The following is a 24,761-nucleotide window of genomic DNA, read 5'->3' on the forward strand; positions in this document are numbered from 1 at the left end:
GCCCGGTCTGCGACGATTGGGGCCGCGTTCTGCGCGCGGCTTGATCTGTGTCAACCTCAACAATGATAAAATGTGTCAATTTGTTGTTACACCTGCAAGCGAGGCCCCTCAGATGCGAATCGTATTTATTCACCCGAACTATCACTCTGGCGGCGCGGAAATCGCGGGCAACTGGCCCCCGGCATGGGTGGCGTATCTCGCAGGCTCCCTGAAACGGGCGGGCTTTGATGATGTGCATTTCATCGACGCCATGACCAACCATTTCGACGACGACACCGTGGCCGACAAGCTGCGCGCGTTGCAACCGGACCTTGTGGGCTGCACCGCCATCACCCCGTCGATCTACATGGCCGAACGCGCCCTTGAAATCGCGCAAGAGGTCGTGCCAAACGCCCTACGCGTGCTGGGCGGGGTCCACGCAACCTTCATGTACAAACAGGTTCTGTCCGAGGCGCCCCATGTCGACGTCATCGTGCGCGGCGAGGGCGAAGAGATCATGGTCAACCTGGCCCAGTCCGTGGCCGAGGGGCGCTATGACGCGGATCGTGGCACCATCAAGGGGTTGGCCTTTAAGGACGGCGATCAGATCATCGCCACCCCCGCGGCCAGCACGGTCAAGGATCTGGACGGCATCGACCCCGACTGGTCCCTGCTGGAATGGGACAAGTACATCTACATCCCCCTGAACAAAAAGGTGGCGATCCCGAACCTTGCGCGCGGCTGTCCGTTCACCTGTTCGTTCTGTTCGCAATGGAAGTTCTGGCGCGACTACAGGGTGCGCAACCCGATCAAGGTGGTGGACGAGATCGAGCGTCTGGTGAACGACCACGGGGTCGGCTTCTTCATCCTTGCGGACGAGGAACCCACGATCAACAAAAAGAAATTCGTCCAGTTCTGTCAGGAGCTGATCGACCGGGGCCTGCCGGACAAGATCCAGTGGGGCATCAACACCCGCGTCACCGACATCTACCGCGACAAGGACCTGTTGAAGTTCTACCGCAAGGCCGGGCTGGTTCACGTATCCTTGGGCACAGAGGCGGCGGCCCAGCTGAAGCTGGATATGTTCAACAAGGAAACCAAGGTCGAAGAGAACAAAGAGGCGATCCGCCTGCTGCGCGAGGCCGACATCTTTACCGAGGCACAGTTTATCGTCGGGCTGGACAACGAGACCGCCGAGACGCTGGAGGAGACCTTCCAGATGGCCTGGGACTGGCAGCCTGACTTGGCAAACTGGTCCATGTACACCCCCTGGCCCTTTACGCCGTTGTTCCAGGACCTCAAGGATCAGGTCGAGGTGTTCGACTTCAGCAAGTACAACTTTGTGACACCAATCATGAAACCTGCGGCCCTGACGCGCGGGGAACTGCTGGACGGGGTGATGAAGAATTACCGCCGCTTCTACATGCGCAAGGCGCTGTTCCATTACCCTTGGCGCGGGACTGGATACCGGCGCAATTATCTGCTGGGCTGCCTGAAGGCCTTTCTGAAGGCAGGCGTCGGGCGTACCTTTTATGACCTTGGCAAGGCCGGGTATTGGGGGCCGCAGACCAAGGGCAAGGTGGATTTCCACTTTGACGAGACCCGCACCATCGCCGAGGCCCAGATGGAGGATTGGGAAGCCAGCGCCGACAAGGCCGCCCGCGCCGCCGAACGCCGCGAGGCCGTGAAGGCGCAGATGAAGGAACGCGGGATCGAGCGGCGCGCTGATTTCAAAATGCCCAACGCGGCCGAAGTGAAGGCGGACCGGCGCATGTCGGTCAAGGCCTGCGGCGGCGGGACGGAGCAGATGGAAGATGTCTAGCACCGTCGGGCCCAATGCGATCCTGCAGTTGCAACAGCCCATGGATCGGCATTTAGGCGCAGGCGCGCTGGCCGCCATTTTGGCCCGCACCCGGATCGACCTGCCCAGCGGAGAGGAGATGATCCCCCAAGGACAGGTCGCCGCCGTGCACAGCGCCCTGTGGCACGACCATCCCGGCGCGGCCCGTCAGGTCAGCCGGGACGCGGGCAAGGGCACGGCGGAATACATCGTCGCCCATCGCATCCCCGCGCCCGCACGTCTGGCTCTGCGCTGGATGCCCCGCGCGCTGGCCGAACGCGCCCTGACCCGCGCGATCCTGAAACATGCGTGGACATTCTGCGGCTCCGGCTCGGTCACGGCCACGCACAAGCGCGGCGCATGGCAGTTTCACATCCACGACAACCCCCTGATTGATCCCGCGCGCCCGGGGGTCAAGCAATGCCACTGGCACGCGGCGGTTTTCGCGCAGTTGTTCAGCCAACTTTTGGGCCGCACGTACCGCGCCAACGAATTGAGCTGTTGCGGCCAAGGGGCAAAGGCCTGCACGTTCGAGGTACGTGCCTAAACCGCACACCGGCCCGGGCCCATTTGCCACAAAGCGGCTTCATAGGCCTTGAGCGTGCTGCGCGCTGTCGGGCCATAGCTTGCAGCACCTTTGGTTCGCAGTTCAGGGAACAGCGTCAGCACTTCTTCGCGCGCCTCTTCCGCCAATCCCGCAAGGGCCATGTCACCGGGGTGAAAGCTCTCGCTGAATGCGCCGTCGGCCAGAACGATCTCGTGATGGTCAAACATCATGTGGAAATACTCAACCTGCGCGCAGGGCACACGACGGATCGTGGTATCATTGATCAGCATTTTTGCGGCTGCCAGAACCTCGGTTTCTGCGGTCAACATCTCCGCTTGCCACCCGGTCAACAGCATCCTGTGCTGCGGCGAGACGGTCAGGTCACGGTCATTCCCGAAGGTGCCCGCCGCGATGGCGATCGGGGCCAGCGCCCCCTGCCCGACGACAGCACGCGACCCAATCCAACGGATGGGCTGAAAGCCGTTGTCACGGGTCAGTATCAGATCACCTTCGCTCAGGTCCTCGATCGCAACGGGCCCTTTGATCGTGGTGATCATGGCCCCACGCGTAAAGCATGGCACAAAGCTTTCGATGTTTTCAAAGGCAAGTGTGCCAAGCGTGTCACCGGCCGCGTTGGTCCATGTCACGGTGCCGTCGAACCCATTGCCATCTGCATCGACAACCGTATCAATCGACAACCCACCACCCGGCGTGGCAGAGCCGGTCAGGTCCAGCGTATCTTGATCCGAGGCCGAGCCGTCGCCGCCCCCGTAGATCAAGTCGCCATAGCCCTCACTTAGCCCATTGATCAGGAATAGATCGGCATCCGCCCCACCGTCCATGACATCGCTGCCCGCGCCGCCAGTCATGGTGTCTTGCCCAAGCCCTCCCGAAATCTGATCAGAACCAGCATCACCGAACAACGCGTCATCGCCAGCACCACCGTCCAACGTGTCCGCCTCGGTGCCGCCATTGATCGTATCGTCCCCACCTTCACCGAAAATCTGATCTGCCCCGGCGCCACCAGACAGAACGTCTTTGCCCGCAATGGGTGTGCCGGTCACTGTGCTCAGATCATTGATCTGATCAAGGTCAATGGTGCCATCGAACGCGCCATCAGCAGCGTCTAGCGCGTCAAAGTCGATGTTACGCAGAAGCGTCAATTCACCGGTTTGTATGTCGCCCAACGGATCAAGGGCGGTGTTATTGCTGAACGCCAGATCAGCCAGACCGTCGCCGTCAAAGTCACCAACATTCGCGCCAGAATTGGAAAAGTCGCTTTTGTCGATAATTCGATAGGAATTCGCCTGTGCCGCGATGTTGGACGAGATGATGTTGCCGTCCACCGAACCGTCCGCGGCGTCAGCGGCGGCCAAGTCTTGCGACGACAGCAGATAGTATTCGTGCCCTTCACCGCCACCGCCAGAGGCAAGAAAGACATCCTCAATCCCATCACCGTCCGTATCCTCCACAAACCGAGACTCGCCAAAAATGCGGTCTGCAGCGGTCCCTGTGATCTTGTACGAATTGGGGCCAAGCACGGTGTTGTCGCCCAGAACGATGGCATTTCCAATCGTGCCATCAGCGGCGTCCATGGCCGCAACATCGGTAGAATCGATAATGAAAACCTGACCAATCTGCGAAAACACGGACCCGCTCGCATCGGTCCCGCTGGAGGAGATCAGAAAATCAAGCGTTCTGTTGCCAGTGTGATCTGCGGTGGCATCAATATCCAAGGACCCCAGGAAGGTATCGTTTGACCCACCCGTGCTGACGCCCCGAAACTGAAAGCTGTTGGCCTGCGCAGCAATCTGACCGCCAAGGATGATCCCATCCCCGTCTGCGTCCGCCGCCGCCAATTCGGCAGAGGAGACAAACGTGACCTGAGAGTTGCCCGCGTTCGATGTATAGGCGAAATCGTCAATACCATCGCCGTCGAAATCCCCGACATTTTCAACTTGGTTACCCGTGGCGGTCCGATTGCCATCGCGCAGCTCGTAGCTGTCGGTTTGATCCTTGATCAGGTCTGCGTTGATCTGGCCATCCACCGCGCCGTCTGCAGCATCGAGGGCGGCAAGGTCGCTGCTGGCCAAAGCCAGCACCCGGCCCGCAACAACTTGAGTGTCCCCAAATTCTTCTCGCAGAGACCCGATCAAGATGTCATTCAGGCCATCGCCGTTGAAATCAATAGGCTCTGCGACAGACGAGGCAAATTCAGCGCCTTGGTCGGGGATCAGGAATTCGTAGGAATTGGCAAGGCTCGCAATGTTGTCGGCGTCGATACGATTGTCATCGGTGCCATCCGCCATATCCGCAGCCTCTAGCTGCGCACCGGATAGGATATAAGCCTCGGATTCCGAAAAATCGCTTTGGGCGAAATAGTAGTCTTGAATACCGTCGCCGTCGATGTCGCCCAAGGTCACAGCACGCACATCACTGGCCCCGATCTGGCCCATGTCGATCTTGTAGCTGCCCGAGTTGGTTTGGGTCAGGAGGTGTTGTGCCCGAACCCCGCCGTCCACAAGGCCGTCATCCCAATCGGCGGGCTGCACGTCCTTGGCCGAAATGATGTATGCCACACCGGACCGACCTGTAGCCATAAAGTCGTCAAGACCATCGCCATCATAGTCGCCGATGCCGTTGTATTCGTAGCCGATCTGCTCGACCCCCAGTTCGCCGTAGATGCGCAAGCTATACTCAGGCGCGCCGACAGGGACGCCAGCATCACCGAATATGACGTCATCGCCAGCACCACCATCGACGGTATCGGCCCCTTCACCGCCAAGCACAGTGTCATTGCCAAGGCCTGCACTAATGTGGTCATCACCGCCATTGCCGTGGATCACGTCGTCCACGCCGTCCGGCCCGTCAATAATGTCACCACCGTCGTCTGTGGCACCAAGCGTGTCGTTGTAATCAGGGGCCATCACCTCGCCCGTATCCTCGCCGTCGACGACGCCATCAGGCGGCGGTGTCGTATCGAGGCCCGGTGTCGTTTTGGCAAAATCTGAATGGGTCAGTGGACCATTGCCTGTGGCACCAGTAAAAGTGATTGCCGTGACATTCGCATATTGGGGTGCGCCGGGTATGGCTGGGGTTGAGTCCTGAATGGCTTGGTCTGTGAAAAAGCCGACGGTGTATGTGTTCAATCCATCGCTCAGAACAACGATCCCTATGGGCACGCCGGTCACAGATTTTGCACCGTTGTCATAGGTCAAATCGACTGTGTATTCCGTAATGCTTTGGACCAATAAGCCAGTGGTACCATCATAGGTAAAGGCATCACCGACGTTGATTTGGCCCGCCATACTTTCTGAGGTTTGCAGTGTTGTCGCAGGATCAATCACCCCGCCCGAAGCATCAGTAGCGCCCTTGTAGGTGAAGGTGCTGCCAACAGAGATCGCGGGGGCTGTTTGCCAAAAACTGACCTGGTTGCCGTCAAGATTGACCATTTCACACTCCTTTTCGCTGTCTGGATGCGATTCCGTCACCGCGCCAACGTGTGCCCGCCAAATGGCAGGTCTTTGCGGCAAAAAGATGGGCGGCTTGTTACGAAAGCTAGGGCACACAATTCCCAGCAGCCGTATTGGCGCCGCATTTGAACGTAGCTCTACGGGGTCGTGCGGGCCTGCGAATGACCTATGACGACAGGTGCAGCGATGCAGGTTTACCTTGCGACCACGTTCTGCAATGGCCCATACCTAGCCCATGTTGACGCCCCGTCGGTCTGTATCGCTGTTTGTCACCACCTTGGGGGGACTGTGCCTTGTGGCGGGTGCACTGCTGTTTGCGCCGCTGGAACGACACTACCAAACCCGGCAGGCCGCGCAGGACACCATCGCGTTGAAACTGGCCGCCGAAAGCTTGCGCGCCGCCTTGGGACGCTTCGCCCCTCTGCCCGCCTTGATCGCGGAACGGCCCCAATTGATCGAGGCGCTTGCGGGCGCGGCTGATGCCCGCGTGCTGGACCGCGTGAACGACGACCTGCGGCAGACGGCAACGGCGGTCGGGGCCTCGCAAGTGTTCTTGATGGATATCACAGGCCAGACCATCGCCACCTCTGCCAAGGATGAACAGGGCAGCTTTCTGGGCCGCAATTTCAACTACACGACCTACTTCGAACAGGCTGTAAATGGGGACCCCTCCAGCTTTCAGATCTATGGCACGACCACGGGCGAGCAGGGCTATTACTACGGTGCACCGGTCGAGGATGGCACGCGCCTTGTCGGCGTGTTGGCGGTCAAGTTCCAAGTGGACGCCTTCGAGAGTGTCTGGCGTGGGGCGGACAATGAGTTTGTGGTGTTCGACCAAAACGACTTCATCCTGATGTCGTCCAACCCCGATTGGCACTTTCGCGCCATGCGCCCGCTCAGCGAGGCGACGCGCCAAGTTATTGCACAGAACCTGCAGTATCCCATCGACCGCATCGACCTTTTGCCCATCACAACCCGCGCCCTGACCGACACGGCCAGCGTTCTGGCTGTGGACGGCAGCGACGCAGGTTCATTTGTGATGGTCGCCTTGGATTTGCCCGAACATGGATGGACCATCGCCTCGCTGTCGCCCACAACTCCGGCGACCGCGAACGCCCTGCGCGCTCTGTTGATTGCGGCCCTCAGCGCCTTGTTGATCCTGGCGGGGCTGTTTGCCCTTCTCTTGGCGCGGGTGCGTCAGGTGGAAAAGGCAGAACAGCAAGAAAAATCCAAACGCGCGCTGGAGAATGCCGTGGCAGAACGGACCGCGGACCTGCAGCACGCCGTACGCGAATTGAAACGAACCCAGGCCGATTTGGTGCAGGCGGGCAAAATGGCGGGCCTTGGCCAGATGTCCGCAGCCTTGTCGCACGAGTTGAACCAACCCCTGTCCGCGGTCAAAACCTATGCGGATAACGCAAGGGCATTTGTCAGGCGCGGGGATTTGGACGGCGCGGACGGCAACCTGAGCCGTATTTCCAAGATGGCCGATAGGATGGCGTCCATCTCGGCGCATTTGCGTAACTTTGCCAGACGCCCGCAACAAGCGATCGGTCCGGTGTCTTTGGATGGCGTAATCCGGGACAGCCTTGGTGTGATTAGCTTGCGCCTAGAGGCAGAGGGCGGTCTGATCAACTACACCCCACCCGATGCGGACGTGTGGGTCATGGGCGGGCAGGTCCGTCTGCAACAGGTCGTAGTGAACCTGATCAACAACGCCCTTGATGCCATGGAAGGGCAGGTTAACCCGGTCGTCGACATCTTTGTGTCTGATACCCGCATCACCGTACGCGACCATGGCCCGGGCATTGACGACACCGTCCGTGATCAGCTGTTTGATCCGTTTGTAACCACGAAGATCACGGGCAAAGGGTTGGGGCTGGGCCTTGCGATTTCCTATAACATCGTGTCGGACTTCGGCGGTAAGATAACGGGCCGGACCCACCCGGACGGAGGCGCCGTGTTTTGTGTAGACTTGATGCCAGCGGTTGCAGAGAAGATCCCGGCCCAATGACCCAAACCGTGTTTTTCGTAGATGATGAAGAAGAGCTGCGCGCCGCCGGGGCCCAGACCTTTGAGTTGGCCGACATCCCCGTCGAGACCTTTGCCAACGCCGAAGATGCGCTGGCCCGCATCAGTCGCAGCTTTCCGGGCGTCCTTGTCACCGATATCCGTATGCCCGGCAAAGACGGCCTGTGGTTGCTGCGCGCGGTCTTGGAGATTGACCCAGCCTTTCCGGTGATCCTTGTCACAGGCCACGGGGACGTGGAACTGGCGGTTCAGACCATGCGCCAAGGTGCCTATGATTTCGTCGAGAAACCCTTTGCTCCGGCGCGTTTGGTGAGCACCGTGGAACACGCACTGGAAAAGCGCCGCCTGACGATTGAAAATCGCGCGTTGAAACGGGACGTGGGCGGCAATGACCGGGTCGAGGCCCGTTTGATCGGACGCTCTGCCCCCATGGTCGCCCTGCGCAAGGCTATCCGCACCATTGCTGCAACGGATGCCGATGTGTTGATTTGCGGGCCAACCGGGGCGGGCAAAGACCTGACCGCCCGCGCCTTGCATGATATGTCCGAACGCAGCCAGCACCCGTTTGTGCATATCAATTGTGCTGCCCTGCCCGTGGATTTGGTCGAGACAGAATTGTTCGGTCACGAGGCGGGCGCCTTCGCCGGTGCCATGCGCCCCCGTTTCGGCAAGTTTGAACACGCCCGCCAAGGCACCGTGTTTCTGGACGAGGTCGACTGTTTGTCCGTCGAGGTTCAGGCCAAACTGTTGCAGGCCATTCAGAACCGACAGATCACACGACTGGGCTCCAACGACCCGGTGGATCTGGATATCCGCATTCTGGCTGCGGCCAAAACCGACCTCACAGACGCGGTGGCCGAAGGTCGCTTTCGCGCCGATCTGTTGTATCGCCTGAATGTCATCACGATCGACGTCCCCCCTTGGATGCGCGTCGTGAAGATATCGCATCGCTGTTTCTGAACCTCGTGGCACAGGCCAGTGCGCGCTACTCAAAACCCCTGCCCGATGTACCGCCGCAGGTTCTGACCCAACTCGGCATGCGGTCGTGGCCTGGCAACGTGCGCGAGTTGCGTAATGCGGCGGACCGGTTCGTTCTGGGTCTGGGGGCCGTGCCTCCGTCGGGCGAACCCGCGGCAGAGCAGTCGTTGGCGCAAGCGATGGCCGCACACGAAAAATCCTTGATCGTGGCCGCTCTGACAGCCAACGGCGGGCAGCTGAAAGCGACCTATGAAACCCTCGGCCTGTCGCGCAAATCGCTCTACGAGAAAATGCAGAAGCACGGGATCAGCCGACAAGACCTCGCCGATGACAGGGTGGAACGGGATTGAGATCGCCCGGTGTCCCCAATTCCACACACGCAGAGCACCGTTTGCCCCCAAAGCCACCCATCGCGCCGAGCTTTTTGAAACTGTTATCGCTATCACCGCGCTCGTCCTGTTGCGTTTTATCGCGGGCACGGATGTCTATGGCCCCGGATCACGGCGCGCATAGCACCTGATTAAAGCCCATCGGGGAGTGGTGGGCACATATGTGGAGGAAACATAATGAAAACGATTACCGCAATTCTTGCGACGACAGCCCTGACGGCTACGGCTGCTTTTGCTGACGGCCATCAGGACCGCACCGGCTGGCCCGAAAGCTTTACCGTGGGCACAGCATCCCAAGGCGGCACCTACTTTGCCTATGGCGCAGGCTGGGCCAACCTTGTGGCCGAAGAGCTGGGCGTGACCGGCGGCGGCGAAGTCACCGGCGGGCCGATGCAGAACATGGCGCTGGTTCACACCGGCGACGCCCAGTTCGGCATGACCACAATGGGCCCCGCAGCAGAATCCCGCGCGGGCACCAACCCGATTGCACCGGGCCTGCAAATGGACAACGCCTGCGCGATGTTCCCCATGTACCAGACACCGTTCTCGGTCACGGCGCTGGCCTCGTCCGGCATCGCATCCATCTCGGATATCCCTGATGGGGCGCGCATCGGTTTTGGTCCCGCAGGCTCAACTTCTGACACCTACTTCCCTCGTATGATGGAAGAGCTGGGCGTGAACTTTGAACGCCGCAACGGCGGTTGGTCCGACCTTGGTGGCCAGCTGCAAGACGGTCTGCTGGACGTGATCGCCTTCGCCGCCGGTGTGCCCGTGCCCGCCGTCAGCCAGCTGGAAGTGCAAACGGATGTGAACATCATCGAGTTCACCGAAGAAGAGCAAGCGACCATTCAGGCCGCCTTCCCCGTGGCCGCCTTCGAGATCAGCGCTGACGCCTACACCACGCTGACCGCGCCCGCGCGTTCCGTGTCCATGTGGAACTTTGCGATTGCAAACTGTGATCTGCCCGCCTCCTTCGTAAAGGCCGCTGTGGACGTGGTCATGTCCGACAACGAGCGTATGGTGAACATCCACCGCGCCGCCCGTTCCACCCTGCCCGAAAACTGGGACAAAAACGCCGGTGTTCTGCCATGGCACCCCGGTGCGGCCGAATGGTTCATTGAGAACGCAGGCGCAGACATCCCTGCCGATCAGATTTTTGGCAACTGATCTGACCTGATGCTCCGGGGCGGCGATCTGCTGCCCCGGAACTTTGCGACAGCCTTTTGCCGGTTCTGACGTGATAAGCGGTCCTATTGGGGGAGCGTTTTTCCCGTAAGACGTAGGGCGAAACAATGAACACCACAGCACGACACGACGATGATCAACCCGGCGACCAGCTTGATGGCCCCGTCCTCGCCGAAGGCGTTGACGAAGAACCGGTCGTCAGCAATCAGCGTATTTTCACCGGCAAAGCCTATCTGGCCATCGCAGCCCTTGCAGGCTTCTACGCGATTTTCCACATGGCGGCCCTGAACGGCTGGTCGATCCGGGGCTGGACCGGTGTGGATCTGCCCTTCCTGCCCGTCTTTCCCATGGAGACATGGAACTTTCGGATCGTGCACATCGCAGGCGCGCTGATCCTTGGGTTCATCCTGTACTCTGCCCGGGCCTTTCCTGACACGGACAAGGGGGGCAAACACCCGCTGGACCTTGCGGCCTATGCCGCTCTGATCCCCGCGCTCTATGCGCTTTATACCGCGTTCTCCTTCGCCAGTCAGATTGCTGGCGGGGTCATGTGGAACGGGATGAGCCCCGAGATCCGCGCCGATGAAATCTATCACTACGGTCTGCCTCTTGTCGGCGCGACCACTGCGGGCATCGTCATCAGTTGGCTGCGCCCCCGCGTGCAAGGGGCCATCGCCCCCGCTGATCTGGTGCTGTCGGTCTGTGCCGTAGCCGTGGCCGCCTACCTGATCACCATCTTTGGCACCGCCATGCGCACGTCCACGGGCACCGCATTCGCCCCCATCGGCATGAGCATCGCCGCCGTCGCAGGGGCCGCCCTGATCATGGAGTTGACCCGCCGCGTCGCGGGCCTTGCCCTTGTGATCATCGCAGGCGTCTTCCTGGTCTATGTGTTTGTGGGTGATCTGTTGCCGGGTTTCCTGAACGCGCCCAACATCACTTGGGACCGCTTCTTTAGCCAAGTCTATACGGACGCAGGGATCCTTGGGCCAACCACGGCCGTGTCCTCCACCTACATCATCCTGTTCATCATCTTTGCGGCCTTCCTTCAGGCCTCCAAGGTGGGTGACTATTTCGTCAACTTCGCCTTTGCCTGTGCCGGTCGGGCGCGGGGGGCCGGCCAAGGTGTCTATCTTTGCCTCGGGCTTGATGGGCATGATCAACGGCACTTCGGCGGGCAACGTGGTCGCCACTGGATCCCTGACAATCCCCTTGATGAAGAAGGTGGGCTACAAGCCCCAGACCGCAGGCGCGGTCGAGGCTGCGGCGTCAACTGGTGGACAGATCATGCCGCCCATCATGGGGGCCGGTGCCTTCATCATGGCAGAGATCACAGGCATCCCCTACCAAGACATTGCCATCGCGGCGCTGATCCCGGCGGTCCTGTACTTCACCTCCATCTACTTCATGGTCGACTTTGAGGCCGCGAAACTGGGCATGCGCGGCATGCGCGAAGATGAGCTGCCCAAGTTCAAGGACATGATCCGCCGCGTGTTCCTGTTCCTGCCCATCATCATCCTGATTGCGGCCCTGTTCATGGGATACTCTGTCATTCGGGCGGGCACGCTGGCCACGGCCTCCGCAGCGGTGGTCAGTTGGTTCACGCCCTACCGCATGGGAATCCGGTCCGTCGCCAAAGCCTTTGAGCTGGCGGGCGTCATGTCGATCCAGATCATCGCGGTCTGTGCCTGTGCGGGTATCATCGTGGGCGTGATTTCCCTGACAGGGGTGGGCGCGCGGTTCTCGTCGGTGTTGCTGAACATCGCGGATGCGAACCAACTGCTGGCACTGTTCTTTGCCATGTGCATCTCGATCCTGCTGGGCATGGGGATGCCGACCACCGCCGCCTACGCCGTGGCCGCATCGGTGGTGGCCCCGGGCCTTGTACAGCTGGGCATTCCAACCCTGACCGCGCACTTCTTTGTGTTCTACTTTGCCGTGGTGTCGGCCATCACGCCCCCTGTGGCGCTGGCCAGCTATGCGGCGGCGGGGATCTCGGGGTCGAACCCCATGTCGACCTCCGTGGCGTCGTTCAAGATTGGCATCTCGGCCTTTATCGTGCCCTTCATGTTCTTCTACAACGGTGCGCTCCTGTTTGACGGGGCGTGGTACGAAATCCTGCGCGCAGGGATCACGGCCATTTTTGGGGTGTTCTTGCTGTCCTCCGGGGTGCAGGGCTGGTGGGTCGGCAACCGCGCCGCACCCCTGATCCGAGTGGCCCTGATCGTCGTGGCCCTGTTCATGATCGAGGGCAGTGTTCTTTCCGACATGATTGGCGTGGGCGCCGCGTTGGCCCTGTTCCTGATCGCCCGCGCAACCAAGGGTGGGACGCTGGCCAAAGGCTAGTCCCCACTTGCACAAACGAAAACGCCCGCGCCGTGAACGATACACAGCGCGGGCGTTTGGTATTGGTACCACGGGCCCTCAGACCGAGACCCTGGACAGCACCTTTTTCCCGGTCCGACCGCCCGCGCGTATTGTTGATATGGCAGCGCCCCCAAGGGCCGCGCCACACAACCACTGACGCCCGTCATTCATCTCACAAATGGCCCACACGACAGGCCCAAGTCTGATGCAAGGCGAGATCTGTGTTCCGCAAAAGGCCGCGAAGCCCAAGAGCGGAGGCTTTAGGCTAAAGCCGAAAAAAGAGATAAAAGTGGTGGGTGATAAGAGATTTGAACTCCTGACATCTTCGATGTGAACGAAGCGCTCTACCACTGAGCTAATCACCCTTGGCGCGGGGTTTAGCGGCCCCGCGCAGCCGATGCAAGACCGATTTAGTCGGCGTCTGGCCCGTTTTCCGGCCCGTCTACCGCACGCAAGGGCGGGCGGGTTGAAGGGCGGATCTTGGCGACGAAAACCTGACCGCCGGACGTCTGTTTTGCGCGTTTGATCTTGATGGCACCCAGTTCCGGCGATTGCACGTCGCGGCCTGCGGCAAAGCCTTCGGACAGGATGCCCATCATCGCCTCGACGGCATTCTTCGCCTCTTTGCGCTTCATGCCGGTGCGTGCGGCGACCTGCGCGATCAGCTCGGGCGTTTTCAACGGCGCGACGTCAGGGCCGTCGGGCACCGCGGGTGTGATCACGGTGGGTTTCGTAACGGGGGATGCGTCCTGCACCGCCTTGGACACAGGTTCGGACGTGGGTTGCACGACCTTGGGCTTGACCGTGGATTTGGCCAAAGTCTTGATCGGTTTCTTTTTCGGGGTCTTTGCCAGTGTTCTGCTTGCCATGTTGGGCTCCTCTGCTCCGCTCCAGCCTACCAAACCCCGCCCCAACACGCAAAGTGTTTGCCTAGGACGGTACGGCAGACAGCCTAAAGTTGCGTGTATGCCAGCGCGGCCAGCCCAGCATTTCGGACACGGTCACGCATTCCAGCCCCCGCGCCACCAGCCCATCCAGCGTGGCAGGCATGGCGTTGATCGTGCCCGGGTGGATGTCGTGGGACAGGATGATCCCGCCCGGACGCGCAGCGCGCAGGATACGTTGGGCCACGACCCCTGCCCCCGGACGCCGCCAGTCCTGCGGGTCAACGGACCACAGGATCGTGGGCAGGTTGCGGGTCTGGTGCACCATCAGCCGCTGGCGTGAGGTCAGTGCGCCGTAGGGTGGACGCATGGTGACCGGGGCCTTGCCCGTCGCCTTAAAGATGGCGCGCGTGGTGCTGTCGAGTTGGGCGCGCACCTCCCCCTCCCCCAGTTTGGACAGGAAGGGGTGGGACCAGCTATGATTGCCGACCTCGTGCCCCTCGTCCATCATCCGGCGCACAAGGCCGGGGTGCCGGACCACACGGTCCCCAATCACATAGAACGTGGCCCGCAAGCCCCGCGCCCGCAGCATATCCAACAGGATCGGCGTCAGACGGGGATGCGGCCCGTCGTCGAAGGTCATGGCGACCACCGGGCTGGCGGTTTTGATCGCGCTGATCGTCGCCCGCTCGCCGCTGTTGATATCCCCGGGCAGGCGGATGCGCGGCACGGCCCCGCTGACGTGCCCGGCGGCGTGGTTTGGCGTGGTGGCAAGGGCCGGTGCGGCCAGGGTGCTAGCCAGCCCCGCAAGCACCAGCCTGCGCGATAGAATTTCCATAAAGCTCCCCCAGAGCATGAGTCGCCACGACCCTAAACAGCGCGCCGATGGGGGACCAGCCCTTAGTGGGCGGTCAGGGTGAACCAAGGGGATAAATCACGGGAAGCAGCTTGGCGGGCAAGCGGCGCACATGCACTGCGACCAGCCCGCGCAAGGGCACGGAAAAAGGGCGGGACCATCGCTGGCCCCGCCCCTATGGGTCAGTGTGCTGTGGCGGCGGCGCCAGTGTCGCCGCTGGCGCGGGCAATGGCTGCGGCCTCCTCGGCCGCGGCGTCCCATTCGACCGGCTCTGGTGTGTCCACAAGGGCCAACTTCAACACCTCGGACACGTGGGTCACCGGAATGATTTCCAGCCCCTGCTTCACGTTGTCGGGGATATCCGCCAGATCCTTTTCGTTTTCCTGCGGGATCAGCACCGTCTTGATGCCCCCGCGAAGGGCGGCCAAGAGTTTCTCCTTCAGGCCACCGATGGGCATGGCGTTGCCGCGCAGAGAGACTTCGCCCGTCATTGCGATGTCGTTACGCACCTTGATGCCCGTCAACACCGACACGATGGAGGTGACCATGGCCAGACCCGCACTGGGCCCATCCTTGGGCGTGGCCCCATCGGGGACGTGGACGTGGATATCCATCTTGTCGAACGCGGGCGGTTTGACCCCGATCGAGGGCGAGATGGACCGGACATAGCTGCTGGCCGCATCGATGCTTTCCTTCATCACATCGCCCAGCTTGCCTGTCGTCTTCATCCGCCCCTTGCCGGGCAGCTTGAGCGCCTCGATATGCAGCAGATCCCCCCCGACGGACGTGTAGGCAAGGCCCGTGACGACGCCGACCTGGTTTTCATCCTCAGCCAGACCGTAGCGGTACTTCTTGACGCCCAGATAGTCGTCCAGATTGTCCGCATCCACCTTGACCGCATCCACCTCGCCCTTGACGATCTTGGTGATTGCCTTGCGGGCGACCTTGCCGATCTCGCGTTCCAGATTCCGCACGCCCGCCTCGCGGGTGTAGGTGCGGACCATCTCGCGCAGGGCACTTTCGTCCAAGGCAAACTCGTCCTTTTTCAGGCCGTGGTTTTTTATCTGCTTAGGCACAAGGTGCTGCTTGGCGATCTCGGTCTTTTCGTCCTCGGTGTAGCCAGCCAACGGGATGATCTCCATCCGGTCCAGCAGGGGCCCAGGCATGTTATAGCTGTTGGCCGTGGTCAGGAACATGACGTTGGACAGGTCGTACTCGACCTCCAGGTAGTGGTCCACGAAGGTGGAGTTCTGTTCTGGATCCAGCACCTCCAACATCGCAGACGCGGGATCGCCCCGGAAATCCTGCCCCATTTTGTCGATTTCATCGAGCAGGATCAGCGGGTTCGTCGTCTTGGCCTTTTTCAACGCCTGAATGATCTTGCCGGGCATCGACCCGATGTAGGTCCGCCGGTGGCCCCGGATCTCGGATTCGTCGCGCACGCCGCCCAGCGAAATGCGGATGAACTCCCGCCCCGTGGCCTTGGCCACGGATTTGCCCAGCGACGTCTTACCGACACCGGGGGGGCCCACAAGGCACATGATCGGGCCGCGCAGCTTGGCGCTGCGCTGTTGCACGGCGAGGTATTCGACGATGCGTTCCTTGACCTTGTCCAGACCGTAGTGATCCTTGTCCAGAACCGCCTGGGCGGCGTTCAGGTCTTTCTTCACGCGGGACTTCTTGTTCCACGGGATAGACAGCATCCAGTCCAGATAGTTCCGCACCACGGTCGCCTCGGCGGACATGGGGGACATGTTCTTGAGCTTTTTTACCTCGGCCTGCGCTTTCTCCAACGCCTCCTTGGACAGCTTCACACCCGCGATCTTGTCCTCAAGCTCCTGGATCTCGTTCTGGCCGTCTTCGCCGTCGCCCAGTTCCTTCTGAATGGCCTTCATCTGCTCGTTCAGATAGTACTCGCGCTGCGTCCGCTCCATCTGGCTTTTGACGCGGGTCTTGATCTTTTTCTCGACCTTGAGCACGGACATCTCGCCCTGCATGTGGCCGTAGACCTGTTCCAGACGGTCCGCCACGGTCAGGGTTTCCAGCAGATGCTGTTTCTCGCCCACCTCGATGCCCAGATGCCCGGCCACAAGGTCGGCCATCTTGGCCGGTTCCTGGGCGTCGGCCACGGCCGTCAGCGCTTCTTCGGGGATGTTTTTCTTGACCTTGGCGTAGCGTTCGAACTCTTCGGCCACGGACCGCATCATGGCGTCCACGATGGTCTCGTCGCCAAGGCTTTCTTCCAGCACCGATGCCTCGGCCTCGAAGAAATCGGGGTTGTCGATGAACGCCTCGATCCGCACCCGCGACCGCCCCTCGACCAGAACCTTCACGGTGCCGTCGGGCAGTTTCAGCAGTTGCAGGACATTGGCCAGCACGCCGGTGCCGTAGATGCCGTCAATTTCGGGGTCGTCCACACTGGCGTCGATCTGACTGGCCAGCAGGATCTGCTTGTCGTCGCGCATGACATCTTCGAGCGCTTTGACAGATTTTTCGCGTCCCACGAACAGCGGCACGATCATGTGGGGAAACACCACGATGTCGCGCAGGGGCAGGACGGGATAGGATGGATTTTGCATCAGGTTTCCTTCGTTTTTCGCAGACTGGCCTGTCCCGCTTGGCGGCAACGGGGCCGGTCCCGGTGAGGGACTATACATCTGGGGTGTCGGACCAGTCCCGTCAACCATTGGCACGCAGTGTGCACGTGCGGCCCCTGCGCCGCAAGGGTGCCTGGGGCATTTGGTGAACAGTCTTGACCCCGCAGGCCGCGCCCTAGGTCACACAACATGACAATGATCCTGACCCTTATCGCGGCCCTGTTGTTCGGGGCCATGTCCGCCTTCAGCTTTGGCTTTGCGGTGTTGATGTTCAAACTGTTTCCCAAGGATCAGGCGCGTGCCGCGATCCGGGGGGCGTTTCCCCATTACTATTTGGCCGTGATCGTGATGTCCGCGATCTGCGCCCTGGGGGCGGTCCTTGTGGACCCGCTGGTCGCAGGGGTCCTGGCCGCGGTGTCCGTCACAACGATCTATGCCCGCCAGATCCTGATGCACCAGATCAACGCCGCCACGGACCGGGGCGACACGGGTGCGTTCGGGCGGCTGCACGGGGTGTCCGTAGTGCTGCAACTGGCGCAGATTGCCGCCGTGGGGTGGGTGTTGGTCAACGTAAGCGCCGGCTGAGGCAGCAGGAGCGAGGGGCCAGCCCCTCGCGCTCCCCGAGGGTATTTGAGGAACAATGAGGGGTCAGAGCGGCTCCAGGTCGCCAGCGGCGCGCATTTTATGAAAATTTGCTTGGAATTGATCGTAGGTGCCCGCCGCGATGGCCGCGCGAATGCCCTGCATCAACTGTTGGTAGTAGTGCAGATTGTGCCATGTGAGCAGCATGCCGCTGATCATCTCGCCGCTGCGGAATACGTGGTGCAGATAGGCGCGGGAGTAGTTGGTGCAGGCCGGACAGGTGCAGCTTTCGTCCAGCGGGCGCGGGTCGTCGGCGTGGCGGGCGTTCTTGATGTTGACCTGTCCGCGCGGGGTCCAGGCCTGTCCGGTGCGGCCCGACCGGCTGGGCAGCACGCAGTCAAACATATCAATGCCGCGCGCCACGGCGCCGACGATGTCGTCAGGCTTGCCCACGCCCATCAGGTAGCGCGGCTTGTCCCGGGGCAGCTGTTCGGGGGCATAGTCCAGACAGCCGAACATCGCCGCCTGCCCCTCGCCCACGGCCAGCCCGCCCACGGCGTAACCGTCGAATTCGATGGCGCGCAGGGCCTCGGCTGACCGGGCGCGTAGGTCTTGCTCGAGGCCGCCCTGCTGGATGCCGAACAAGGCGTGGCCGGGTCGATCCCCGAACGCATCGCGGGACCGTTGGGCCCACCGCATGGACAGCTCCATGCTTTGCTCGATCCGGTGGTAATCGGCGGGCAGCGCGGGGCATTCATCGAAACACATGACGATGTCGGAGCCCAGCAGTTTCTGGATCTCCATGGACCGTTCCGGCGTCAGGCTGTGCTTGGACCCGTCGATGTGGCTGCGGAAGGTCACACCCTCTTCGGTGAGTTTGCGCAGGTCCGACAGGGACATCACCTGAAACCCACCGCTGTCAGTCAGGATCGGGCGGTCCCAGTTCATGAACCGGTGCAGCCCCCCAGCCGCGCGATGCGTTCGGCAGTCGGGCGCAGCATCAGATGATAGGTGTTGCCCAGCAGAATGTCCGCCCCCGTGGCGCGCACGCTTTCGGGCATCATCGCCTTGACGGTCGCCGCCGTGCCCACAGGCATGAACGCGGGCGTGCGGATCTCGCCGCGCGGGGTGTCGATCTGGCCCGTGCGCGCACGGCCATCGGTGGCGGACAGGGTGAAGGTGAAGCGCTGTGTCATGGGGCGTGGCCTACCCCGAGGCGCGGCCCGCGCCAAGGGGGAATGGGAAGCGGACATGCGTCTGTATGGGCGGTGCGCGGGGGTGGCACCGATTGTGGCCGTAAACGAATGGCCCCTAGACGCGCCCGGTCATGATCCCTATGTTTTCAGTCAGAAATCGAAAATCGCAGGACATGCACACATGACCACCGAACACATGGAAGGCGCGCCCCTGATCAAGCCGTCCTCGACCGATCACCCCTTGCACGAGGATATCGTCGAGGCCTGCCGCAGCGTGTTTGACCCCGAGATTCCGGTCAACATCTACGATCTGGGATTGATTTACACCATTGATATCAATCCCGAAAACGAGGTCAGCGTGATTATGACCCTGACCGCACCGGGCTGCCCCGTGGCCGGCGAGATGCCCGGCTGGGTGGCCGATGCCATCACGCCCCTGCCCGGTGTCAAACACGTGGACGTCGATCTTGTGTGGGAACCACAGTGGGGCATGGACATGATGTCGGACGAGGCCAAATTGGAACTGGGCTTTATGTAGCCCCGCACAGCCCCTATGTTGGGGCGAAAGGAGACACCCATGTTCGGCATTCCCGGTCAAGCGCCCGTCACGCTCACCCCCTCTGCGGTCACGCAGATTTCCAAGTTGATGGCCAAGGACGGCACCAAGGGCCTGCGCATCGGCGTCAAGAAGGGCGGCTGCGCGGGCATGGAATACACCATGGAATACGTGTCCGAGATCGAGCCTCACGACGAGGTGATCGAGGTCGAGGGCGCGCGCGTCATGATCGCCCCCATGGCCCAGATGTTCCTGTTCGGTACCGAAATCGACTACGAGGTCGCGCTGCTGGAATCGGGCTTCAAATTCAAGAACCCCAATGTCGTTGACGCCTGCGGTTGCGGTGAATCGATCAAGTTCGCGGACGCGGATACAGACCAATAATCCGTCAAGAAGGACGCGCCGATGCCCCGTAAACTGGCCGCCGGAAACTGGAAAATGAACGGCCTGTCGGCGCATCTGGACGCCCTGTCCGGCATCGCAGACACGGCTCGCAGCACCGGGGTGGACACGCTGATCTGCCCACCGAACACCCTGATTTCGCGCGCAAAAACAGACGGCCTGTCCCTTGGTGGGCAGGCCTGCCACGCGCAAGTGTCCGGCGCGCATACGGGCGACACCTCCGCCGAGATGCTGGCGGACGCCGGAGCGTCTTACGTGCTGGCGGGGCATTCGGAACGGCGCACGGATCACGGCGAGACCGACGCGGACGTCGCCGCCCAGACCCAGGCCGCATGGCGCGCCGGGCTGATCGCGGTGATCTGCATCGGCGAGACTTTGGCACAGCGCGAAGAGGGCGAGACCCTGTCCGTCCTGCGCGCCCAAGTCGCCGGATCTGTCCCCACGGGGACAACCGCCGCCAATACCGTCATCGCCTACGAACCCGTCTGGGCCATCGGCACCGGGCTGGTCCCCAGCACCGATCAAATCGCCCAGGTGCACGCCGACTTGCGCGCGCAATTGACGGACCGGTTCGGCACGGGTGCCGATATCACGCTGCTGTACGGCGGGTCGGTCAAGGCCGCCAACGCAGCTGACATCTTCGCCGTGGCCGACGTGAACGGCGCACTGGTGGGGGGCGCCTCCCTGACGGCGGCCGACTTCTGCCCGATCATCGAGGCCCTGGCGCAGGCGTGAAGACGGTCCATTTCGACATCCGCGACCGGGCCTTTATCCAAGACCCCTACCCGACCTACGACCACATCCGCGCCATGGGCGAATTGGTCTGGTGGGACGCCTTGGATATGCCCGTTGCCGCTGGATATGACACGGTCAACGCCCTGCTGCGCAACAGAAAACTCGGCCGCGCGCCGATTTCACCCCCGGACATCCCCGCGCGGCTGCAACCCTTCTACGATGTGGAGGCCCACTCGATCCTGGAGCTTGAACCCCCGCGCCACACCGCCCTGCGCGGACACCTGACGCGGGCCTTCACCTCTCGCGCCATCGCCGCCCTTGGCCCCCAGATCGAGGCCCTGTGCGACCACCTGATCGACGCCTTCCCCACGGGGACGTTCGACCTGCTGGACACGTTTTGCCGCCCGATCCCAGTACGCATCATCGCCCGCTTCATGGGCGTGCCAGAGGGAGACGCAGATCAGCTGGTCGACTGGTCCAACGCCATGGTACGCATGTATCAGACCCACCGCACCCGGGCGGACGAAGACACCGCCGTGGCCGCCACACTCGCCTTTCGCGCCTACCTGACAGATCACATCACCCACAAGCGCCGCCACCCGGGCGATGACATGATCACAACCCTCTTGGCCGGTGACATGACCCATAACGAGCTGATCACCACCTGCATCCTGCTGCTGAACGCGGGGCACGAGGCGACGGTGCACACCCTTGGAAACGCGCTCAAAACCCTGCTGGACACCGGCGCGCGCCCGGATGGCACCGCCAGCTTTACCGAAGAATGCTTTCGCCAAGACCCGCCCCTGCACCTGTTCACGCGCTATGTCTATGACGACGTCACCGTGGCCGATACGACCCTGAAACGCGGGGATCAGGTGGGACTGCTGCTGGGGGCCGCCAACCGCGACCCGCGCGTGTTTCCGGACCCGGCTACCTTTGACCCGACCCGCAAGAAACCCGCGATCCTCAGCTTTGGCGCGGGCCTGCATTTTTGCATCGGCGCGCCCCTGGCCCGGCTGGAGGTCGGCATCGCCCTGACCCGCCTGTTCCAGCGCTGCCCCAGCCTTCGGCTGGCCACACAGCCAAGCTACGCGGACATCTGGCATTTCCACGGGCTGGACGCCCTGTACGTCGCACAGCCCTAGCCCTCATTGTTCCAAAAATACCCTCGGGGGTCTGGGGGCAGCGCCCCCAGCGGATCGGGGCCGCAGGGCCCCGAAACATCTCTACTCCGCCGCCAGCTTCCGCTCCAACAACGGTTTCAGGTAGTGGCCGGTATGGCTCTCAGCGACCTCCGCCACCTGCTCGGGCGTGCCCGTGGCCACGACGCGCCCACCGCCATCCCCGCCTTCGGGACCGATGTCGATGATGTGGTCGGCGGTCGTGACCACGTCCAGGTTGTGCTCGATCACCACCACCGTGTTCCCGCCGTCCACCAGCTCGTGCAGCACTTCCAACAGCTTGCGCACATCCTCGAAGTGCAGGCCCGTGGTGGGTTCGTCCAAAATATACAGCGTCCGTCCCGTAGACCGTTTCGCCAGTTCCTTGGACAGTTTCACCCGCTGCGCCTCGCCGCCTGACAGGGTCGTGGCCTGTTGGCCCACCTTGATATAGCCAAGGCCCACCCGCATCAGCGCATCCATTTTCTCGCGGATCGACGGCACGGCCTTGAAGAAGGTCTGCGCATCCTCCACGGTCATATCCAGCACGTCGGCGATGCTTTTGTCCTTGAACTTGATTTCCAGCGTCTCGCGGTTGTAGCGCGCGCCTTTGCAGGTCTCACACTCCACATAGACGTCGGGCAGAAAGTGCATCTCGATCTTGATCACGCCGTCGCCCTGACAGGCCTCGCACCGCCCGCCCTTGACGTTGAAGCTGAAACGCCCGGGCTTGTAGCCGCGCGCCTTGGCCTCTGGCAGCCCGGCGAACCAGTCGCGGATAGGCGTGAAGGCACCGGTGTAGGTGGCGGGGTTGGACCGGGGCGTGCGCCCGATAGGGCGCTGGTCGATGTCGATGACCTTGTCCAGATGCTCCAGCCCCTTGATCGTCTCGCAGGGTGCGGGCGTCTGGCGCGCGCCGTTCAACTTCATGGATGCGGTCTTGAACAGCGTCTCGATGGTCAGCGTGGACTTACCGCCCCCCGACACGCCCGTCACACAGACGAATTTGCCCAAGGGGAACTCGGCCGTCACCGATTGCAGGTTGTTGCCCGTGGCCTTGACCACGGTCAGCTTTTTCTTGTTGCCCTTGCGACGCTTGGTGGGCACGGCAATCTCGCGCTTGCCCGACAGGTAGGCCCCGGTGATGGAATTCTCGTCGGCGGCGACCTGCGCAGGCGTGCCGTGGGACACGACCCGCCCCCCGTGCACCCCGGCCCCCGGGCCGATGTCGAACACGTAGTCGGCCTCGCGGATCGCCTCTTCATCGTGTTCCACCACGATCACCGTGTTGCCCTGATCGCGCAGTCCCTTCAGGGACGTCAGCAAGCGGTCGTTGTCACGCTGGTGCAGCCCGATGGATGGCTCGTCCAGCACATAAAGCACCCCCGTCAGCCCCGACCCGATCTGGCTGGCCAGCCGGATGCGCTGGCTTTCGCCCCCCGACAACGTGCCGGAGTTGCGCGACAGGGTCAGATATTCCAGCCCGACATTGTTCAAAAAGCCCAGACGTTCGCGGATTTCCTTGAGGATGGCGCGGGCGATTTCGTTGTTCTGGGCGGACAACTGGCTGGGCACCCGGTCGATCCACTCGAACGCCTCGCGGATCGACATCTGGACGACATGGCCCACGTGCAACCGCTCTTCTGCCGGGCCCTTTACGGGGCCGATGCGCACGGCCAGCGCCTCTGGCCGCAGGCGAAAGCCGCCGCAGGCCCCGCAGGACCGGTTGTTCTGGAACCGCTCAAATTCTTCGCGAATCCAGTTGCTGTCGGTCTCGCGGTAGCGGCGTTCCATGTTGGGGATCACCCCTTCGAACACGCGCGTCACCTGATAGATCCGCCCGCCTTCGTCGTAGCGGAAGGGGATTTCCTCTTCGCCCGAGCCGTAGAGGAACAGCTTTTGCACCTTTTCCGGCAGGTCCTTCCACGCGGCCTTTTTGTCAAAGCCCAAGTGTTTGGCGATGCTGTCGATGGTTTGCAGGAAATAGGGCGATTTGGTCTTGGCCCATGGGGCCAGAGCGCCCTTGGCCAGCGACAGGGTCACGTCCGGCACGACCAAGCGTTCGTCAAAGAACAGCTCGTGCCCCAGCCCGTCACACTTGGGACAGGCCCCAAAGGGCGCGTTGAACGAGAACAGACGCGGCTCGATCTCCGGGATGGTAAAGCCGCTGACGGGGCAGGCAAATTTCTCGGAAAAGGTGATCCGCTCGGGGTCCCCTTCTTTGGGCGCGGTTTCAAGGATTGCGATGCCATCGGCCAGATCCAGCGCGGTGCGGAAGCTGTCCGCCAGCCGGGTCTGCACCCCGTCGCGCACCACGATCCGGTCCACCACCACGTCGATGTCGTGGCGGAATTTCTTGTCGAGGGTGGGCGGTTCGTCCAGATCGTAGAATTCCCCATCCACCTTGACGCGCTGAAACCCCTGTTTGCGCAGTTCAAGGAATTCCTTGCGGTACTCGCCCTTGCGGTCGCGGATGATCGGCGCCAGCAGGTAGCCGCGGGTGCCCTCCTCCATGGCCATGACGCGGTCCACCATGTCTTGCACCTGCTGCGCCTCGATCGGCTCCCCGGTCTCGGGCGAATAGGGCGTGCCCGCGCGCGCGTACAGCAGACGCAGGTAGTCGTAGATCTCGGTCACGGTGCCCACGGTGGACCGGGGGTTCTTGGAGGTCGTCTTTTGTTCGATACTGATCGCCGGGGACAGGCCGCTGATGTGATCCACGTCCGGCTTTTGCATCATGTCCAGAAACTGTCGCGCATAGGCAGACAGGCTTTCGACATAGCGCCTCTGGCCTTCGGCATAGATCGTATCAAACGCAAGGCTGGATTTGCCCGACCCCGACAGCCCCGTGATCACCACCAACTGGTCGCGCGGGATATCCACGTCGATGCCCTTCAGGTTGTGTTCGCGCGCGCCGCGCACTTCGATCTGTTTCAACTCAGGCATATCATTCCCCACGGCTTTGGTTGGAACCTAATCGCGCGGCGCGCCGGGTCCATGGGGT

Annotated in this window: 16 protein-coding genes, 1 tRNA gene and 2 pseudogenes; 12 read left to right on the forward strand and 7 right to left on the reverse strand. The window is 62.0% G+C overall.

Annotated features, from left to right (window positions below; genetic code table 11):
- Positions 1–112: 112 nt before the first annotated feature.
- Positions 113–1,801 (forward strand): magnesium-protoporphyrin IX monomethyl ester anaerobic oxidative cyclase, encoded by a 1,689-nt coding sequence (bchE, locus tag ACZ1G0_RS10530; protein ID WP_472736897.1) that lies wholly within the window; start codon positions 113–115, stop codon positions 1,799–1,801.
- A complete protein-coding gene (gene bchJ / locus ACZ1G0_RS10535) occupies positions 1,794–2,366 on the forward strand; it encodes a bacteriochlorophyll 4-vinyl reductase (RefSeq protein WP_472736898.1) in 573 nt (190 codons plus the stop codon). The genes bchE and bchJ overlap by 8 nt, the downstream gene beginning before the upstream one ends.
- Here the strand turns inward: bchJ and ACZ1G0_RS10540 are convergent.
- Positions 2,363–5,818 (reverse strand): Hint domain-containing protein, encoded by a 3,456-nt coding sequence (locus tag ACZ1G0_RS10540; RefSeq protein ID WP_472736899.1) that lies wholly within the window; start codon positions 5,816–5,818, stop codon positions 2,363–2,365. The genes bchJ and ACZ1G0_RS10540 overlap by 4 nt on opposite strands.
- 256 nt (positions 5,819–6,074) lie before the next feature.
- Between ACZ1G0_RS10540 and ACZ1G0_RS10545 the strand changes: the two genes are divergently transcribed.
- From ACZ1G0_RS10545 to ACZ1G0_RS10565, 5 genes and pseudogenes are all read left to right on the forward strand, one after another.
- Entirely contained in the window at positions 6,075–7,853 is a 1,779-nt protein-coding gene (locus ACZ1G0_RS10545; RefSeq protein WP_472736900.1) for a sensor histidine kinase, read from the forward strand.
- Positions 7,850–8,830 (forward strand): sigma-54-dependent transcriptional regulator, encoded by a 981-nt coding sequence (locus ACZ1G0_RS10550; protein ID WP_472736901.1) that lies wholly within the window; start codon positions 7,850–7,852, stop codon positions 8,828–8,830. Before ACZ1G0_RS10545 ends, ACZ1G0_RS10550 begins: the two co-directional genes overlap by 4 nt.
- Positions 8,791–9,198 (forward strand): AAA-type ATPase lid domain-containing protein, encoded by a 408-nt coding sequence (locus tag ACZ1G0_RS10555; protein WP_472736902.1) that lies wholly within the window; start codon positions 8,791–8,793, stop codon positions 9,196–9,198. The genes ACZ1G0_RS10550 and ACZ1G0_RS10555 overlap by 40 nt, the downstream gene beginning before the upstream one ends.
- 216 nt (positions 9,199–9,414) lie before the next feature.
- Positions 9,415–10,404, forward strand: a complete 990-nt coding sequence (locus ACZ1G0_RS10560) for a TAXI family TRAP transporter solute-binding subunit (protein ID WP_472736903.1) — start codon at positions 9,415–9,417, stop codon at positions 10,402–10,404.
- 125 nt (positions 10,405–10,529) lie between these two features.
- A pseudogene (locus ACZ1G0_RS10565) lies at positions 10,530–12,768 on the forward strand (TRAP transporter permease).
- A gap of 311 nt (positions 12,769–13,079) precedes the next feature.
- Here the strand turns inward: ACZ1G0_RS10565 and ACZ1G0_RS10570 are convergent.
- The 4 genes from ACZ1G0_RS10570 to lon all read right to left on the reverse strand — a co-directional run bounded on the left by ACZ1G0_RS10570 (position 13,080) and on the right by lon (position 17,108).
- Positions 13,080–13,154, reverse strand: a tRNA-Val gene (locus tag ACZ1G0_RS10570).
- Between the two features lie 45 nt (positions 13,155–13,199).
- Positions 13,200–13,658, reverse strand: a complete 459-nt coding sequence (locus ACZ1G0_RS10575; protein ID WP_472736904.1) for an HU family DNA-binding protein — start codon at positions 13,656–13,658, stop codon at positions 13,200–13,202.
- A 61-nt stretch (positions 13,659–13,719) separates the two neighbouring features.
- Complete coding sequence (locus ACZ1G0_RS10580; RefSeq protein WP_472736905.1) at positions 13,720–14,511, reverse strand: polysaccharide deacetylase family protein; 792 nt, start codon at positions 14,509–14,511, stop codon at positions 13,720–13,722.
- Positions 14,512–14,711: 200 nt separating this feature from the next.
- Positions 14,712–17,108, reverse strand: a complete 2,397-nt coding sequence (lon, locus tag ACZ1G0_RS10585; RefSeq protein ID WP_472736906.1) for an endopeptidase La — start codon at positions 17,106–17,108, stop codon at positions 14,712–14,714.
- Positions 17,109–17,315: 207 nt separating this feature from the next.
- On the opposite strand from lon, the gene ACZ1G0_RS10590 reads away from it, so the two are divergent.
- Positions 17,316–17,711, forward strand: a complete 396-nt coding sequence (locus tag ACZ1G0_RS10590; protein ID WP_472736907.1) for a DUF4149 domain-containing protein — start codon at positions 17,316–17,318, stop codon at positions 17,709–17,711.
- 63 nt (positions 17,712–17,774) lie between these two features.
- On the opposite strand, the pseudogene tgt reads toward ACZ1G0_RS10590, so the two are convergent.
- A pseudogene (gene tgt / locus ACZ1G0_RS10595) lies at positions 17,775–18,904 on the reverse strand (tRNA guanosine(34) transglycosylase Tgt).
- Between the two features lie 181 nt (positions 18,905–19,085).
- On the opposite strand from tgt, the gene ACZ1G0_RS10600 reads away from it, so the two are divergent.
- Genes ACZ1G0_RS10600 through ACZ1G0_RS10615 form a run of 4 tightly spaced genes read left to right on the forward strand, consistent with a single transcriptional unit; the run spans position 19,086 to position 21,742 of the window.
- Positions 19,086–19,442, forward strand: coding sequence for an SUF system Fe-S cluster assembly protein (locus tag ACZ1G0_RS10600; RefSeq protein WP_472736908.1), 357 nt, complete (start codon positions 19,086–19,088; stop codon positions 19,440–19,442).
- A 39-nt stretch (positions 19,443–19,481) separates the two neighbouring features.
- Positions 19,482–19,844, forward strand: coding sequence for a HesB/IscA family protein (locus ACZ1G0_RS10605; RefSeq protein ID WP_472736910.1), 363 nt, complete (start codon positions 19,482–19,484; stop codon positions 19,842–19,844).
- A gap of 21 nt (positions 19,845–19,865) precedes the next feature.
- Positions 19,866–20,597: a triose-phosphate isomerase gene (tpiA, locus tag ACZ1G0_RS10610; RefSeq protein ID WP_472736911.1), complete on the forward strand. Its 732-nt coding sequence runs from the start codon at positions 19,866–19,868 to the stop codon at positions 20,595–20,597.
- On the forward strand, positions 20,594–21,742 hold the full coding sequence (locus ACZ1G0_RS10615; RefSeq protein ID WP_472736912.1) for a cytochrome P450: 1,149 nt from the start codon (positions 20,594–20,596) through the stop codon (positions 21,740–21,742). Before tpiA ends, ACZ1G0_RS10615 begins: the two co-directional genes overlap by 4 nt.
- 81 nt (positions 21,743–21,823) lie before the next feature.
- On the opposite strand, the gene uvrA is transcribed toward ACZ1G0_RS10615, so the two are convergent.
- Positions 21,824–24,703, reverse strand: coding sequence for an excinuclease ABC subunit UvrA (gene uvrA, locus ACZ1G0_RS10620; protein WP_472736913.1), 2,880 nt, complete (start codon positions 24,701–24,703; stop codon positions 21,824–21,826).
- Positions 24,704–24,761 lie beyond the last annotated feature (58 nt).

The organism is Thalassobacter sp. HA4-2, from assembly GCF_055693705.1.

Excerpts from the sequence above, each read along its gene's own strand:
- ACZ1G0_RS10590 (WP_472736907.1), top strand. The coding sequence starts at position 17,316 with ATGACAATGATCCTGACCCTTATCGCGGCCCTGTTGTTCGGGGCCATG.
- ACZ1G0_RS10545 (WP_472736900.1), top strand. The coding sequence starts at position 6,075 with ATGTTGACGCCCCGTCGGTCTGTATCGCTGTTTGTCACCACCTTGGGG.
- ACZ1G0_RS10605 (WP_472736910.1), top strand. The coding sequence starts at position 19,482 with ATGTTCGGCATTCCCGGTCAAGCGCCCGTCACGCTCACCCCCTCTGCG.
- ACZ1G0_RS10550 (WP_472736901.1), top strand. The coding sequence starts at position 7,850 with ATGACCCAAACCGTGTTTTTCGTAGATGATGAAGAAGAGCTGCGCGCC.
- ACZ1G0_RS10580 (WP_472736905.1), bottom strand. The coding sequence starts at position 14,511 with ATGGAAATTCTATCGCGCAGGCTGGTGCTTGCGGGGCTGGCTAGCACC.
- tpiA (WP_472736911.1), top strand. The coding sequence starts at position 19,866 with ATGCCCCGTAAACTGGCCGCCGGAAACTGGAAAATGAACGGCCTGTCG.
- ACZ1G0_RS10560 (WP_472736903.1), top strand. The coding sequence starts at position 9,415 with ATGAAAACGATTACCGCAATTCTTGCGACGACAGCCCTGACGGCTACG.
- ACZ1G0_RS10600 (WP_472736908.1), top strand. The coding sequence starts at position 19,086 with ATGACCACCGAACACATGGAAGGCGCGCCCCTGATCAAGCCGTCCTCG.
- ACZ1G0_RS10540 (WP_472736899.1), bottom strand. The coding sequence starts at position 5,818 with ATGGTCAATCTTGACGGCAACCAGGTCAGTTTTTGGCAAACAGCCCCC.
- bchJ (WP_472736898.1), top strand. The coding sequence starts at position 1,794 with ATGTCTAGCACCGTCGGGCCCAATGCGATCCTGCAGTTGCAACAGCCC.
- ACZ1G0_RS10575 (WP_472736904.1), bottom strand. The coding sequence starts at position 13,658 with ATGGCAAGCAGAACACTGGCAAAGACCCCGAAAAAGAAACCGATCAAG.
- lon (WP_472736906.1), bottom strand. The coding sequence starts at position 17,108 with ATGCAAAATCCATCCTATCCCGTCCTGCCCCTGCGCGACATCGTGGTG.
- uvrA (WP_472736913.1), bottom strand. The coding sequence starts at position 24,703 with ATGCCTGAGTTGAAACAGATCGAAGTGCGCGGCGCGCGCGAACACAAC.
- bchE (WP_472736897.1), top strand. The coding sequence starts at position 113 with ATGCGAATCGTATTTATTCACCCGAACTATCACTCTGGCGGCGCGGAA.